The following is a 14099-nucleotide window of genomic DNA, read 5'->3' on the forward strand; positions in this document are numbered from 1 at the left end:
GGTGGCCGGCCGGATTTCAGATCGCGATATCGCGGCCATTCGTGAAAAGGTTCGCATCGAAGATGTCGTCGGCGACTACGTCCAGCTGAGGCGGGCCGGCGCCGACTCGATGAAGGGCCTGTGCCCGTTCCACGACGAGAAGTCCCCGTCGTTTCACGTCCGCCCCAATCACGGCCACTTCCACTGCTTCGGTTGTGGCGAGGGCGGCGACGTGTACGCCTTCGTCCAGAAGATCGAACACGTCAGTTTCGTCGAGGCGGTCGAGTTACTGGCCGACCGGGTCAACTACACCGTCACCTACACCGGGGCGTCGACCACCAACGTCCAGCGCGACCGGGGCAGCCGCAGCCGGCTGCTGGCCGCCAACGCCGCCGCCCAGGAGTTCTACGCCCAGGCGCTGGCCTCGGACGAGGCGGCGGAGGCGCGCAAGTACCTGACCGAGCGCAACTTCGACGCCGCCGCGGCCGCCCAGTTCGGCTGCGGGTTCGCGCCGTCGGGGTGGGACACGCTGACAAAGCACTTGCTGCGTAAGGGTTTCGAGTTCAAGGAGCTGGAGGCGGCCGGGCTGAGCCGGGAGGGCAAACGCGGGCCGATGGACCGGTTCCACCGGCGTCTGCTGTGGCCGATCCGGGTGTCCTCTGGGGAAACCATCGGCTTCGGCGCACGCCGGTTGTTCGACGACGACCAGAACCAGGCCAAGTACGTCAACACCCCCGAAACCGTGCTCTACAAGAAGTCACAGGTGCTGTTCGGGCTGGACCGCGCCAAGCGCGACATCGCCAAGGGACATCAGGCCGTCGTCGTCGAGGGCTATACCGACGTGATGGCCATGCACCTGGCCGGGGTGACCACCGCCGTGGCGTCGTGCGGCACCGCGTTCGGCGAACAGCACCTGTCGATGCTGCGCCGGCTGATGATGGACGACAACTTCTTCCGGGGCGAGCTGATCTACGTCTTCGACGGCGACGCCGCGGGCCAAGCCGCCGCGGTCAAGGCGTTCGAGGGTGAGCAGAACCTGTCCGGGCAGTCGTTCGTGGCGGTGGCGCCCGATAGTATGGATCCGTGCGATCTCCGGCTGCGCTCCGGTGACGGCGCCGTACGTGACCTGGTGGCCCGCCGAACCCCGTTGTTCGAGTTCGTGATTCGTAGTGCGCTGGCCGAACACGACCTCGACAGTGCCGAGGGCAGAGTGGCCGCGTTGCGGCGCTGCGTGCCGATGGCGGCCCGGATCAAAGACCCGACGCTGCGCGACGAATACGCCCGGCAGTTGGCCGGCTGGGTCGGCTGGGACAACGTCGCGCAGGTGATCGGCCGGGTGCGGGAGGAAGCCAGCGGCGGCCGCAAGGACACGCGGCGTCAGTCCGCCGGGCGGGCGGCCCGACCCGCCGCGGCCCCGGTGCAGCGTCCCGACCCGACGGATCCGACCCTGTGGCCGCAGCGGGAGGCGCTCAAGGCCGGCCTGCAGTATCCGGCGATCGCCGGGCCGGTGTTCGACTCGTTGACCGTCGAGAGCTTCACCCACCCCGGGTATGCCGCGGTGCGGACGGCGATCGAGGCGTCGGGCGGCACGGCGGCGGGCAAGTCCGGAGCGCAGTGGATCGAAGCCGTCCGCGAGCAGACCGCGTCCCCGGCCGCGGCCAGCCTGGTCAACGAACTGGGCGTGGAGGCCATCAACGTCGAGGACGACGAGCACCTGCCGCGCTACATCAGCAGCGTGCTGGCTCGCCTGCAGGAGGTCTGGGTGGGCCGCCAGATCGCCGAGGTCAAGTCCAAGCTGCAACGCATGTCGCCCGTGGAGCAGGGAGACGAATATCACGCTCTCTTCGGTGACCTGGTGGCGATGGAGTCCTATCGGCGCAGCCTGCTGGAACAGGCCAGCGGCGACGACCTGACTGCGTGATCGCCCGGATCGCGATAGGGTGAGGCGCAGTCGGGCCCCTACACGCGAAAGAGGCGAACCCGGTGACCAACCTGGTGACACTGTTCAGCACGAAGACACGACGTTACGTCGCAGTCGGCGCATTCGCGCTGGCCACCGGCGCTGCCGTGGTGGCCCCGGCGTTCTCGGCGACGTCGACGTCCGGTCCCGAGATCTCGGCCCAGCCGGCCTGCCTGGCATGGTTCGGCAACAAGGAGGACGGCAAGTGCCTGTCCTACTCGAACGGGATGCCTGCCAACGTCGGCACGCCGTGGGTGGGTGCTGGCGGCAACGGCGGATTCGTCACCGGCCCCCTGCTTCCGGGCACGTCGATCAACCAGGGGATCGGCTAGCCCTACCAGCGAGTTTTCGCCGAACCGTCGGTGCTCTCCTTCGTGGAGAACACCGACGTTTCTGCGTCTATGGGGGTCAACGTGAGGAACTGCGGGTCAGGGGAGACCCGCTTGGCGATCTTGCGCCGTCCGGCGTCCAGCACTGCCTTGGTGGCCGGATTGGCGGTCACCGCACGGTAGGTACTGGCGATCTGCTCATAGCGGCGTCGTCCGGCCTTGGCGCCCAGCACATAGCCGACGGCGATCACGGCGGCGTAGCGGATCACAGTGTTCCTCCCAGACAGGCAGTCGTGTGTACTCCATCCTGCCTCACCGCCGCCTCGGCGCGCCCGTCCGGGAGCGAGTTGGCGGCAGCGGCGGTCCGTACGCTAGAGTCAACGCTCGGCCGCGGAGCTTCCGCGGAAGGTAGTCCCCTGTAGCTCAATTGGCAGAGCTCCCGACTGTTAATCGGGCGGTTGATGGTTCGAGTCCATCCGGGGGAGCAAGTTCTCCAAGACCCCAGTTCTAGGACTGGGGCCGGGTCTGAGCCTGACGGGCCGCCTGGGTAAGTGCCTCCACCAGTGGATTGGCCGCCGACGCGAGAGCTTTCCGCTCCTCTTCGGACAGTTGGTAGAACGTCCATACGCCCCATGCCGCAGGCCGCACGTACACGGTCACTTGTTGCCGGTTGTTCTGCAGCACGGCCGGAACGGGTACGGCGCGATCGAGGGTGGCCGCGCTGGCCATCTCCTCGGCGATCTGCTGGACGTTGACTGATTCCTGCAGTTGGTACAGCACGGCCTTGTTGGCGGGGCCTTCCATGGCGAGGAACCAAGCCATCAGTGTCTCCTTGGGGTGTGGGTGAGTCGGATCGCAAACAGTCTCACCTATCGACGCGCCGCCGTCAGCCCACTCGCTGAGCCGGTTTGATTCGCTACCCTCGGGGTGTGTACCCACGGCTGATCGCCATCGTCGCTTTTGTCGGTCTCCTCGCGGTCGGTTGCGGCTGGAGCCCCCCGTCGGCTCCGCCTCCGAAGCCGGACACGTGCGCGCCGTCGGACGGGCCGAGCGCCGAAACGATCGCCGATCAGATCGCGAAACTGCCCGCGCCGGAAGCGGGTCGGCAATGGCGGCAGATCGGCAGTGGCCACACGCTCAACTGCCGGCTGTACTGGGTCCAGGTGGGCCAGACCAACCCCGAGCCCAACAGCGTCGGGCAGCTGCTGTTCTTCGACCGTCAGACCCCGATCGGTCCGGCCACTCCGGAGCCGCGGCCCTACATCAACGTGGTCACCAACGCCGACGACACCGTGGTGGTGAACTACCAGTGGCAGCAGGGCCAGGACTCGGCCACGTCACCGACCGGCATTGCCACCGTGCGATTCCGGATCGGGGACGACGGCAAACTTGTTGCCGTCGACCCGATTCCGAAGGGCTGAGGGGGCTCAGCCGTTGACCAGCTCGTCGGGGTCGAGCATCGCCGCGTAGCGCAACTGCTCGGGGATGCCGAACCCGTCGACGAGGGTTTCGACGTGTGGGCGCAGTGAGCGGCAGCGTTCGTTGATCCCTCGTGTCACGGCCTTGGCGCGTTCGGTGGACAGGAACCGGTGCTCGATGAACCAGGCCTTGTCGTCCTCGATCACCGACAGCGCGTACAGGTCGCAGACATCCTCGAGGAGCTCACGCGCTGCGTCGTCCTCGCAGGCGTCGATGCCTGCGACGAACGCTTCCAGGATCACGCGATCGATATGGGCCTGCGCGGCGTGCAGCACGTGGTCCTGCACGTGGTTGAACGCCTCGAAGGCCGACATCTCCTTACCCTTGCCCTGCAGCCGCCGAGCCACCGAGGCCAGCATGTACTCCTCGCGGTCTTCGAACATCTTGACCTGCGTGCCGCGGTTGAACAGGCTGCCTTCCTCCTCGTTGTCCTGACGGGTGTCGAGGATGGTCTGGATGATGGTCTCTGCGGCAGTGCGTTTCAGTACCCGTTCACCGGCGTAATTGGCCGCGAACCGGACCCACTCGACCGGGCTCATGCCCTTGATGTCGTCGGCGTAGGCGGTGAGTAGCTCCTTGGCCACCAGCTGAGTCAGCACGTGGTTGTCGCCTTCGAACGTGGTGAACACGTCGGTGTCGGCGCGCAGGGCGATCAGCCGGTTCTCGGCGAGATAGCCTGCACCGCCACAGGCTTCGCGCGCTTCCTGAATCGCACGGCTGGCGTGCCAGGTGTTGGCGGCTTTGAGGCCGGCGGCGCGGGCCTCCAGTTCACGCTGCTCCTCGGCATCCGGATCGTCGGAGGTCTGCAGCTCATGGCATTTGGCCACCAGCTCGTTCTGGGCGAACTGCAGCGCGTAGGACTTGGCGATCAGCGGCAGCAGCCGGCGCTGGTGCACCAGGTAGTCCATGATCAGGACTTCCTCGTCGCTCTTCGGTGCTTCGAACTGCCTGCGTTCCAAGGCATATCGGGTGGCGATGTCCAGGGCCACCCGAGCCGCGGCCGACGCGCTGCCGCCGACGGTGACGCGGCCCCGGATCAAGGTGCCCAGCATGGTGAAGAATCGTCGGCCCGGGTTCTCGATCGGTGAGCTGTACGTGCCGTCTGGGGCGACGTCGGCGTAGCGGTTGAGCAGGTTCTCGCGCGGGACGCGCACCTGGTCGAAGACGATGCGGCCGTTGTCGACACCGGGAAGGCCGCCCTTGTAGTGACAATCCGACGTGGTGACGCCGGGCATGTCGTTGCCCATGTCGTCTCGGATCGGCACCACGAAACAGTGCACGCCGTGGCCTTCGCCGTCCGGGGTGATCAGTTGTGCGAAAACCGTTGCCACTCGGGCAGTTTCGGCGGCGCCGCCGATGTAGTCTTTGCGGGCGGTGGGGGTGGGGGAGTGAATGACGAATTCCTGGGTCGCCGGATCGTAGGTGGCGGTGGTCTCCAAGGACTGCACGTCGCTGCCGTGACCGGTCTCCGTCATGGCGAAACAGCCCAACAGGTCCAGGTCGATGAGCCGGCGCACGTAAGCCTTGTGATGACGTTCGGTGCCCAGGTTCTCGATGGCACCGCCGAACAGGCCCCATTGCACGCCGGCCTTCACCATCAGCGACAGGTCGCTCATGGCCAGCATCTCGATCTGGGTGATGGCCGCTCCGACGTCGCCGTTGCCGCCGTGCTCCTTGCGGAAGCCGTCTTCGGCGGCGCCGGCCGCAGCCATGATCTTGAGCTGCTCGGCCACTTTGGCCCGGGCGATCACAGTGTTCGGGGTGTAGTGGGGTCGGAAGATCTCGTCCGACAACCTGGCTCGCATGGCGTTCTTGACGTCGCGCCAGCGGCCGTCCAGCGAATTTCGCAGATGCTCGGAAGTTGAGGTCATATCCGACGGTAACGCGTATGGCCGCCGCTGTGCTGCTGTTGGCAGCAAGGCAAGGCTTGCTGGACAAGCATCACCTGTGCGGGAAAGACTGGCAACCATGCCGGACTCAGTCGGTAATTCGCTGTCGCCCACCGGCTTGCCGCATGTGAGTTATCACCGGCATGCCGACGTCACCGGAGGCTGGCTGCGCGCGGCCACCTTCGGTGCGATGGACGGTCTGGTCAGCAATACCGCGTTGATCGCCGGTGTCGGAGCCAGCGCGTCAGCTCAGACTGTGGTGCTCAGCGGCGTGGCCGGGCTGCTGGCCGGGGCTTTCTCGATGGCGCTGGGCGAATACACCTCGGTGACCACCGCCAACGAGCAGGTCGATTCCGAGGTGAGGGTCGAACGCCGGTCTTTCCTGAACAACCCCAATGCCGAGCAGGCCGAACTGGTGGCCATGCTTCAGGAGATGGGGATGACACCCGAAACCGCGGCGAAGGCCAGTGAGGAGATTCACCGCGACGAGAACCAGGCGGTGAACTTTCATCTCGTCCAGGAGTTGGGAGTGGATCCCCGGGAGAAGCCGTCACCGTGGGTGGCCGGTGGCTCGTCCTTCGTCATGTTCGCGATCGGTGCGATCATCCCCTTGATCCCGTATCTGCTCGGCTTCCAGTCCTTGTGGGCGGGTCTGGCCTGCGGTGGGGTGGGTCTGCTGATCGCCGGTGCGGTAGCGGCGAAGTTCACCCGCAAACCGGTGGCTGTGGCCGGGCTGCGGCAGTTGGTGTTCGGGTCTGTCGCGATCGCGGCCACCTACGTGGTCGGCATCCTGGTCGGCGCCGTCATCACCTGATGCTGCGCCGTATCTTGTTGGCCGGCGCCATGGTGGTGTCGGCGTGTGGGCCGGCGCAAGCCGCGCCCGTCCTGGACTATCTCGGCCAGCATCAAGTGCCTGCGGGAGCCATGCTGGACGGTACGGTGATCGGCGGGCTGTCGGGAATCAGTTACCACCCGGCCGCCGACCTGTATTACGTCATCAGCGACGACCGCTCCGCGAAGAACCCGGCGCGGTTCTATACCGCGCGGATCACACTGTCGGACAACGGTATCGGCGAGGTCGAGTTCGTCGGTACCCATCCGTGGCTGGACCGCGACGGACAACCGTTCCGTCCGCTGGACATTGCCGCGGTGCCGCCTGTGGTCCCGCCGGACCCCGAGGCCATCGCCTTCGATGCCGGCAGGCAACGGCTGTACTGGACCAGTGAGGGGGAGCGGCGCACTGAGGGACCCGGCGCTGGAATTCTGCTCGACCCGTGGGTGCGCACCGCGGGCCTCGACGGCAGCTTCCTGGGCGAGTTCGCGTTGCCGGACGGCTTCCAGATGTCGGCCGATGAGCACGGGCCACGGCGCAACAGCACGCTGGAAGGCCTCACGCTCACCCCGGATGGGCGGTACTTGTGGGCGGCCATGGAAGGCCCCGGCTACGACGACGGTCCACCGCCCGACGCGCAGCGCGGCGCGCTGACCCGCATTGTGCGCTTCGACGCGGATTCCGGCGTAGTCGACGGCCGATACACGTATCTGCTGGACCCGGTGAGCGCCGGACCGGGCGGCATGAACGGTTTGTCCGATCTGGTCGCGCTCGACGACGACAACTTTCTGGTGATCGAGCGCGGCTTCGGCACGCACGTGGCGGTGCGGATCTACCGCGCGAGCGTGGTCGACGGTTCCACAGAGCTGAGCAAGACGCTGCTGGCCGATCTGACCACCACGCCGGGCCTGGCCCCGCTGGACAACATCGAGGGAATCACGTTGGGGCCCAAGTTGCCCGACGGCCGGCAATCGGTGATCGCCGTCAGCGACGACAACTTCTCGCCGACCCAGCTCACGCAGTTTCTGTTGTTCGCGTTGTAGGCGCGGTTGCGCCGCTCACCATTCGCGTGCGTAACGCCATGGCGTTTTCTGGCCGGTTTTTCCGCCGTGGCGTTACGAATGCGAATCGGGCCGGCCCGAATTGGCGGTCTCGACGGTCGTAACGAGCCCGCACGATGGTCAGTCGTGAGCGTGCATCAGCGCGTATGGCAAATCGAGATCGACACCAGGGTCGTGAAACTCGACGAATCACGACCCTCACGTCGATCTCGGCGACAGGCCGCCTCCAACGCGTGGCGGCTATTTCAACAGCGCGTGGCGATCGAAATAGAAGTAGGTGTAGCTCGCGGTGATGGCGCAGACGACGGTGGCCACCAGCAGCATCTGCGATCCGCTGACCACCACGCTGACCAGGCCGCCGATGACGGCGCCGCCGGCGAAGCCGGCCCACAGCAGAAAATAGCCGAGCCAATCGGCCAACTGTCCGCCGCTGATATGACGTTCGATGCCCTGGCCCATCTTCACGAGGGTCCCGGTCACGTAACTCAGCGGGATGGACACCTCACCGTCCTTGACGAATGAGGTGTTCAGCGCGCCGATACCGAAGGCCACGAACAGGATTGGGACGTATGGGACGTCGCGGGCCGTCCAGCCACGCTCGATGAGGTCCACCACGGTGGACACCACCAGGGCGAGCGTCGTCAGCACCGTCGCGCCGTGGGGATGATTGACCCAGAGATGGCGGCGGCACAACGACGCGATCACCACTCCGCCGACGAAGGCGAGCAACAGCAGTGCGGCGCCGATCGCCAGCCACTCCTCGCCCTGGAAGAGCCCGAGGAACGCCCGCTCGGTATTGCCGGTCATGAAGGTGACGAAGTACCCCGCCGAGTGGGTGAATGCGGCCGCCCCCAGCACGCCGGCCAGGCCCGCCAGAACCCACGACAGTCGTGCCTCGCCGTCGAACTGTTTCGACATTCACCCATTGTGGAAGTTCGGCTCCCGCTCGGGGTGGATTTAGCCCGTGCCGTCAGCTGTCGCTGCCGACGGTGACCGCAGTGGCCTCGTCGGTCAGCTCGTCGAGTTCGTCCTCTTCGGCGTCGATCCCGATGAGGTGCGGACGGGTCAGGAACAGCACACCGGCACCGGCCAGCACCGCGGCCGCGCCGACCCAGTAGGGCAGATGCACGTTCACCTGCTCGCCGAGCACCCCGGCCAGCCACGGGGCGACGGCAGCCCCGCCGAACCGCAGGAAGCTGTAGGCGGCCGAGGCCACGCCGCGCTCGACCGGAGCGGCCTTCATCACCGTCTCGGTGATCAAAGTGTTGTTGATACCGATGAACAGGCCGGCGATCACCACACCGCAGGCCAGGACTGCCTTGGAATCGGTCCACACCGCCATCACGGTCAGCACCGCGGTGAAGGCGACCAAGTTCAGGATCAGCACCCGCACCGTGCCGAAGCGGTGTTGCAACCGTGGGGCGACGACCACCGAGGTGAACGCCAACGCCAGACCCCAGCCGAAGAAGATGAGCCCGATCTGATGAGCGGTCATGTCCAGTGGAAACGGGGTGAAGGCCAGCAGGGTGAAGAAGCCGAAGTTGTAGAGCAGCGCGGTGATCGCGACGCCGAGCAGGCCACGGTGGCGCAACGCCCGGAACGGATCGGCCAGGGTGGTGGCGCGTTCGGCCCGCGGCGTGGCCGGTAGCAGGAACGCGGTGATCACCAGGGCGAAGGCCATCAGAGCCGAGACGCCGAAGAAGGGGCCGCGCCAGGAGATCGAGCCGAGGACGCCACCGACCAGCGGGCCGATCGCGATCCCCAGGCCGAGCGCGGCTTCGTAGAGAATGATGGCTTGTGCCACAGAGCCTTTCGCCGAGTTCACGATGGTGGCCAGCGCCGTGGCGATGAACAGGGCGTTGCCGAGACCCCACAGCGCGCGCCAGCCGACGATCTGCATGACGGTGTCGCTCATCCCGGCCAGGCCGGCCCCGGCGATGATGATCACCAGGCCGAGCAGCAGCGTGCGTTTGGGGCCGATCCGGCTGGACACCACACCGGTGATCAGCATGGCCACGCCCATCACTGCCATGTAGCTGGTGAACAGCAGCGACACCTGGGACGGTGAGGCGTTGAGGTTGTCGGCGATGGGTTTGAGGATGGGGTCGACGAGTCCGATGCCCATGAAGGCGACGACGGAGGCGAAAGCGACGGCCCATACGGCCTTGGGTTGGCGCCACATCGGGGCGGTAACTCCTAACTAGTTCTGGTGCGACAGGGGATGCTCGTCGACGTCGGTGAGCAGCCGTCGAATGATGTCGACGGAGGCCGCCAGCGTCGTGCGCTCCTCGGCACTCAAACGTTCGAGCCGCGGATTGATCGCGGCAGCGCGATCGGCCCGGGCTTGCTCCAGGGTCTGCCGACCCCGCTGGGTGATGCGGATCAGTACCGCGCGCGCATCGCCGGGGTCGGGTGTGCGGGTCACCAGGCCGGCATCTTCGAGGCGACGGACCTGCGTGGTCATGGTCGGTTGCGAGCAATGGTCGAGGTAGGCGAGGTCGGAGATTCGTGCTTCGCCTTGATCCTCGATGGTGGACAGCAGGCGGGCCTGGGCCCAGGGCAGCGGTAGCCGGGCGCGCTGGGTGGCCAGCCGGTTCAACCGGGCCACGACTGACAGCAGATCAGCGCCGAGTTCGGCGTTGTCGGATACCGTGGCATCCTCGGTCGGGGTCGACATGCCCACCATATTACATAGATTTGCTATGTAGTCTAGTCATCGGGCGTGCTCTCGCTCACACAACGGGCACCCGCCGGCCGCGATCGCGGCTGGCAGAATCGAACGATGACCGCGAAACCCCCGGCGACGACGCCTCGGCGCGGCCTTACCCCTGGCGAGCTCGCGCAGGCTTCGGTGATGGCGGCGCTGTGTGCGGCCACCGCGATCATCGCCGTGGTGGTGCCGTTCGCGGGCGGGCTTTCGGTTCTGGGCACGGTGCCGATGGGGCTGCTGGCCTACCGCTATCGGCTGCGGGTCCTGCTGGCCGCGACCGTCGCCGCCGGCACGATCGCGTTTCTGATCGCGGGCATGGGTGGCGCGATGACGGTCGTCGATTGCGCCTACATCGGCGGACTGACCGGCGTGGTCAAACGCCGCGGGCGCGGCACCGGCACGGCGTTCTGCGCTTCCATCGTGGCCGGCGCACTGTTCGGAGCGGCGATCATCGCGGCGCTGTCCGTGCTGACTCGACTGCGCAGCCTGATCTTCGATTCGCTGAGCGCAGGTATCGAAGGGATCGCCACGGTCCTGGAGCGCATTCCGATGCTGGACGCGGCGGCCGAACCACTGCGGGCGACCTTCGCCACGATGCTGGACTACTGGCCGCTGCTCATGCTGTTCCTCGGCATCACCAGCATCACCTCCGTGAGCATGATCGGTTGGTGGGCATTGTCGCGCATCCTGGCCAGGTTGCTCGGGGTCCCCGACGTCCACAAACTCGACGCCGCCGACGACGACGACGAGGGGGCAACCCCGGCGCCCGTACCGCTCCGGCTGACCGATGTGCGGTTCCGCTACCCGGGCGTCGAGCGCGACGCGTTGGGCCCGATGTCGATGGAACTGCAGCCAGGCGAACACGTCGCGGTGACGGGGCCGAACGGCTCGGGCAAGACCACTCTCATGCTCATGTTGGCCGGACGCCAACCCACTTCGGGCAGTATCGAGCGCGCCGGTGCCGTGGGCCTGGGCCGCATCGGCGGCACCGCCGTGGTGATGCAGCACCCGGAGAGCCAGGTGCTGGGCACCCGGGTGGCCGACGACGTGGTGTGGGGGCTTCCCGTCGGCGCCACCGCCGATGTCGAGCGACTGCTGGCCGAGGTCGGGCTGGACGGGTTGGCCGAACGTGACACCGGGGGACTGTCCGGGGGCGAACTGCAACGGCTGGCGGTCGCCGGCGCGCTGGCCCGCGAACCCTCGCTGCTGATCGCCGACGAGGTCACCAGCATGGTCGATCAGCAGGGGCGCGACACGTTGATGAACGTGTTGTCGGGACTGACCGATCACCACCAGATGTCTTTGGTGCACATCACCCATTACAACGACGAGGCCGATTCCGCCGATCGCACCGTGGCGCTGCGCGGTAACGGCGGCACCGCCGACAACACCGACATGGTGCAGACCTCCGCGGTGCCCGTTGCGGCAACGTCCGGCACCGGCCACGGCGCACCGGTGCTCGAGCTCACCGGTGTGGGACATGAATACGCCAGCGGAACTCCCTGGGCGAAAACGGCTTTGCGTGACATCACGTTCACCGTCAACGAGGGCGACGGTGTCCTGGTGCACGGCCTGAACGGGTCCGGCAAATCGACGCTGGCCTGGATCATGGCCGGGCTGACCGTTCCCACCTACGGCGCCTGCCTGCTCGACGGAGTGCCGGTGGCCCAGCAGGTGGGCTCGGTGGCGATCTCGTTCCAGGCCGCCCGCCTGCAGTTGATGCGCAGCACCGTCGGACGTGAAATCGCCTCGGCCGCAGGATTCGCGGCACGTGAGGACGATCGCATCGCGGGCGCGCTGGAGATGGTCGGACTGGATGCGGCGCTGGCCCAGCGCCGCATCGATCAGCTCTCGGGCGGTCAGATGCGGCGCGTCGTGCTGGCCGGGCTGCTGGCTCGCTCACCGCGTGCGCTGATCCTCGACGAGCCGCTGGCCGGCCTTGACGCTGCCAGCCAGCGGGGGCTGCTGCGGTTGCTGGAGGATCTGCGGCACAACAACGGGCTGACCGTGGTGGTCATCTCGCACGACTTCACCGGCCTGGAAAGCTTGTGCCCGCGCACCCTGCATCTGCACCAGGGCGAACTGGCCCTCGCACCGACGGCTGCCGGAGGTGCCCGATGACCGCCCCGACACAGGGTCAGCGCAAGCCCGTCGTGCTGTTGCGCCCGGTACCCGGCGACACCGTCATCCATCGGTTGTGGGCCGGCACGAAGCTGCTGGCCGTCGCGGGCATCGGCGTGCTGCTGACGTTCTACCCCGGATGGGTGCCGATCATGTTCGTCGCCGTGCTGGTCCTGGTGACCGCGCGGCTGGCCCGCATCCCGCGAGGTGTGCTGCCGTCGATTCCCTTCTTCCTGTGGATCTTGTTGGTGATCGGTGGGGCGCTCGCCGCCCTCGCCGGTGGCTCGCCGTTCGTCGATATCGGTTCGGTGCAACTGGGTCTGGGCGGGCTGCTCAATTTCCTGCGCATCACCGCGTTGTCGATCGTGTTGCTGGGTCTGGGCGCCCTGGTGTCGTGGACGACCAATGTGGCCGACATCGCGCCGGCGGTGGCCACCCTGGGCCGGCCGCTGCGAGTGCTGCGCATCCCCGTGCACGACTGGGCGGTGACCGTTGCGCTGGCGCTGCGGGCTTTTCCGATGCTGATCGACGAATTCCGGACCCTATATGCGGCGCACCGGCTGCGGCCTGTCGAGCCGGCCGAGACGTTCCGAGCGCGGCGCAAACAACGCGTGGCCAACCTGATCGACCTGCTGGCCGCAGCCGTCACGGTGGCGTTGCGCCGCGGCGACGAGATGGGTGATGCCATCACCGCGCGCGGTGGCGCGGGCCAGATCTCGGCGGCGCCGTCACGACCCCGGCGGCGAGACTGGATCGCCTTCGCCGTCCTGCTCGTGGTGTGTGGCAGTGCCTTGGCCCTGGAGCTGACGATCCTGCCCACCAGCCTGCCCCGACGCTGACCGAGAGCCCGGACGCGACCTGGTCAGCCGGACCGCCACCACGATGATCCCGGCAGCGATGACGACGACCGCCAGCCACGGCAGGAACAGGCCGAACAGCATCACCACGCCCGAGGCCACCGACACCAAGCCGTGCCAGCCCCGCTCGACCTGGCCCCAGAACCCTTGATACTGCGGGGTCGGGCCGCCGATCTGCTCGGCGGTGATGTCGAGATTGACTGTGCTGTAGTCGATCTGATCGCCGAGTTGGTTCCGTTGGGCACGCAGGCTGTCGAGGTCGGCCTGGCGCTGCGACAATGCCTGCTCCGCCTTGATCAACGCGTCGGGGTCCTTGGCGTCGCGCATGATGCCGAGCAGTCGGTCCACCGAGGTCTGGAGGGCGGTGATGCGGGCGTCGAGATCGACCCGTTGTGAGGTCACGTCGTCGGCGCGGACCTCGACGGTCTGCACCGTGCCGAGTTTCTTGAACTCGTCGAGTGTGCCTTCGAGTTCGGCGGCCGGGACCCGAAGCGCCAGAGCGATGTGTGCGCGGCCGGAACTGGAACCGGCGTCCTCCGAGCGGCTGTCGATCCGGCCGCCGGCGTCGGTGGCCAGTGAGATCGCCTTGTCCGCCACCGCCGCCGGATTGCCGGTGGTGATCGACATCGATGCCGTCTTGACGATGTCGCGTTTGACCTCGGTGGGTACCGGTGCGTCCTTCATCGACGGGCCGGCTTCGGGCGCCGGGGCGGACGGGGCGAATCCGGCGTCGCTCTGGGGCGCGGCCGGTGCCGAGGAACTGGGCGAGTGCTCGGCCGCACACGCCGGGGCGAAGACCAAGGTGGCTACGGCAAACAGCGCCACCGTTGTCCGGCGGCGCTGTGCACTGGTGTGCTGGGGCATCAGCCCAATGTAAGCGAA

Annotated in this window: 14 protein-coding genes and 1 tRNA gene; 8 read left to right on the top strand and 7 right to left on the bottom strand. The window is 67.2% G+C overall.

The genetic code is table 11. From position 1 onward, the window contains the following. The first annotated feature begins 1 nt into the window (after position 1). Together dnaG and K6L26_RS12690 are read left to right on the top strand one after the other, a co-directional pair. A complete protein-coding gene (dnaG, locus tag K6L26_RS12685) occupies positions 2–1900 on the top strand; it encodes a DNA primase (protein ID WP_064899286.1) in 1899 nt (632 codons plus the stop codon). A 62-nt stretch (positions 1901–1962) separates the two neighbouring features. Then, positions 1963–2271 (top strand): DUF7155 family protein, encoded by a 309-nt coding sequence (locus K6L26_RS12690; RefSeq protein WP_230983351.1) that lies wholly within the window; start codon positions 1963–1965, stop codon positions 2269–2271. Between the two features lie 2 nt (positions 2272–2273). Here K6L26_RS12690 and K6L26_RS12695 read toward each other — a convergent pair whose 3' ends face one another. Further along, positions 2274–2537 carry a hypothetical protein gene (locus K6L26_RS12695; protein WP_019343335.1) on the bottom strand — a complete coding sequence of 88 codons (264 nt, stop codon included), beginning with the start codon at positions 2535–2537 and terminating at the stop codon, positions 2274–2276. Between the two features lie 143 nt (positions 2538–2680). Between K6L26_RS12695 and K6L26_RS12700 the strand changes: the two genes are divergently transcribed. Beyond that, positions 2681–2753, top strand: a tRNA-Asn gene (locus tag K6L26_RS12700). A gap of 22 nt (positions 2754–2775) precedes the next feature. Here K6L26_RS12700 and K6L26_RS12705 read toward each other — a convergent pair. Continuing rightward, positions 2776–3090, bottom strand: a complete 315-nt coding sequence (locus K6L26_RS12705) for a hypothetical protein (RefSeq protein WP_019343336.1) — start codon at positions 3088–3090, stop codon at positions 2776–2778. 107 nt (positions 3091–3197) lie between these two features. Between K6L26_RS12705 and K6L26_RS12710 the strand changes: the two genes are divergently transcribed. After that, positions 3198–3689, top strand: a complete 492-nt coding sequence (locus tag K6L26_RS12710; RefSeq protein WP_019343337.1) for an LppP/LprE family lipoprotein — start codon at positions 3198–3200, stop codon at positions 3687–3689. Positions 3690–3695: 6 nt separating this feature from the next. On the opposite strand, the gene K6L26_RS12715 is transcribed toward K6L26_RS12710, so the two are convergent. Further along, positions 3696–5618, bottom strand: coding sequence for an acyl-CoA dehydrogenase family protein (locus K6L26_RS12715; protein WP_064899284.1), 1923 nt, complete (start codon positions 5616–5618; stop codon positions 3696–3698). Positions 5619–5715: 97 nt separating this feature from the next. Here K6L26_RS12715 and K6L26_RS12720 point away from each other — a divergent pair, with 97 nt between their 5' ends. Both K6L26_RS12720 and K6L26_RS12725 read left to right on the top strand, forming a co-directional pair. Beyond that, positions 5716–6450 (top strand): VIT1/CCC1 transporter family protein, encoded by a 735-nt coding sequence (locus tag K6L26_RS12720; RefSeq protein WP_064899282.1) that lies wholly within the window; start codon positions 5716–5718, stop codon positions 6448–6450. Next, a complete protein-coding gene (locus K6L26_RS12725; protein ID WP_064899280.1) occupies positions 6450–7511 on the top strand; it encodes an esterase-like activity of phytase family protein in 1062 nt (353 codons plus the stop codon). Before K6L26_RS12720 ends, K6L26_RS12725 begins: the two co-directional genes overlap by 1 nt. A 258-nt stretch (positions 7512–7769) precedes the next feature. On the opposite strand, the gene K6L26_RS12730 is transcribed toward K6L26_RS12725, so the two are convergent. Genes K6L26_RS12730 through K6L26_RS12740 form a run of 3 tightly spaced genes read right to left on the bottom strand, consistent with a single transcriptional unit; the run spans position 7770 to position 10206 of the window. Beyond that, on the bottom strand, positions 7770–8447 hold the full coding sequence (locus K6L26_RS12730; protein ID WP_036393689.1) for a YoaK family protein: 678 nt from the start codon (positions 8445–8447) through the stop codon (positions 7770–7772). Positions 8448–8499: 52 nt separating this feature from the next. After that, positions 8500–9711, bottom strand: coding sequence for an MFS transporter (locus tag K6L26_RS12735; protein ID WP_019343342.1), 1212 nt, complete (start codon positions 9709–9711; stop codon positions 8500–8502). Between the two features lie 18 nt (positions 9712–9729). Further along, positions 9730–10206, bottom strand: coding sequence for a MarR family winged helix-turn-helix transcriptional regulator (locus K6L26_RS12740; RefSeq protein WP_064899515.1), 477 nt, complete (start codon positions 10204–10206; stop codon positions 9730–9732). A 105-nt stretch (positions 10207–10311) separates the two neighbouring features. On the opposite strand from K6L26_RS12740, the gene K6L26_RS12745 reads away from it, so the two are divergent. Then, the gene (locus tag K6L26_RS12745) at positions 10312–12360 is read left to right on the top strand and encodes an ABC transporter ATP-binding protein (protein WP_064899278.1); all 2049 of its coding nucleotides are present in this window, start codon (positions 10312–10314) and stop codon (positions 12358–12360) included. Continuing rightward, positions 12357–13199, top strand: a complete 843-nt coding sequence (locus tag K6L26_RS12750; protein ID WP_064917736.1) for an energy-coupling factor transporter transmembrane component T family protein — start codon at positions 12357–12359, stop codon at positions 13197–13199. Before K6L26_RS12745 ends, K6L26_RS12750 begins: the two co-directional genes overlap by 4 nt. Here K6L26_RS12750 and K6L26_RS12755 read toward each other — a convergent pair. Continuing rightward, on the bottom strand, positions 13089–14081 hold the full coding sequence (locus K6L26_RS12755; protein ID WP_064899274.1) for a DUF4349 domain-containing protein: 993 nt from the start codon (positions 14079–14081) through the stop codon (positions 13089–13091). The genes K6L26_RS12750 and K6L26_RS12755 overlap by 111 nt on opposite strands. Positions 14082–14099 lie beyond the last annotated feature (18 nt).

Origin of the sequence: Mycobacterium farcinogenes (assembly GCF_019739075.1) — a bacterium.
Lineage (GTDB): Bacteria > Actinomycetota > Actinomycetes > Mycobacteriales > Mycobacteriaceae > Mycobacterium > Mycobacterium senegalense.

Bases quoted from the DNA above. Each gene is read 5' to 3' on its own strand.
- K6L26_RS12730 (WP_036393689.1), bottom strand. From the start codon at position 8,447: ATGTCGAAACAGTTCGACGGCGAGGCACGACTGTCGTGGGTTCTGGCG.
- K6L26_RS12705 (WP_019343336.1), bottom strand. From the start codon at position 3,090: ATGGCTTGGTTCCTCGCCATGGAAGGCCCCGCCAACAAGGCCGTGCTG.
- K6L26_RS12715 (WP_064899284.1), bottom strand. From the start codon at position 5,618: ATGACCTCAACTTCCGAGCATCTGCGAAATTCGCTGGACGGCCGCTGG.
- K6L26_RS12735 (WP_019343342.1), bottom strand. From the start codon at position 9,711: ATGTGGCGCCAACCCAAGGCCGTATGGGCCGTCGCTTTCGCCTCCGTC.
- K6L26_RS12755 (WP_064899274.1), bottom strand. From the start codon at position 14,081: ATGCCCCAGCACACCAGTGCACAGCGCCGCCGGACAACGGTGGCGCTG.
- K6L26_RS12750 (WP_064917736.1), top strand. From the start codon at position 12,357: ATGACCGCCCCGACACAGGGTCAGCGCAAGCCCGTCGTGCTGTTGCGC.
- K6L26_RS12740 (WP_064899515.1), bottom strand. From the start codon at position 10,206: ATGTCGACCCCGACCGAGGATGCCACGGTATCCGACAACGCCGAACTC.
- K6L26_RS12745 (WP_064899278.1), top strand. From the start codon at position 10,312: ATGACCGCGAAACCCCCGGCGACGACGCCTCGGCGCGGCCTTACCCCT.
- K6L26_RS12720 (WP_064899282.1), top strand. From the start codon at position 5,716: ATGCCGGACTCAGTCGGTAATTCGCTGTCGCCCACCGGCTTGCCGCAT.
- K6L26_RS12725 (WP_064899280.1), top strand. From the start codon at position 6,450: ATGCTGCGCCGTATCTTGTTGGCCGGCGCCATGGTGGTGTCGGCGTGT.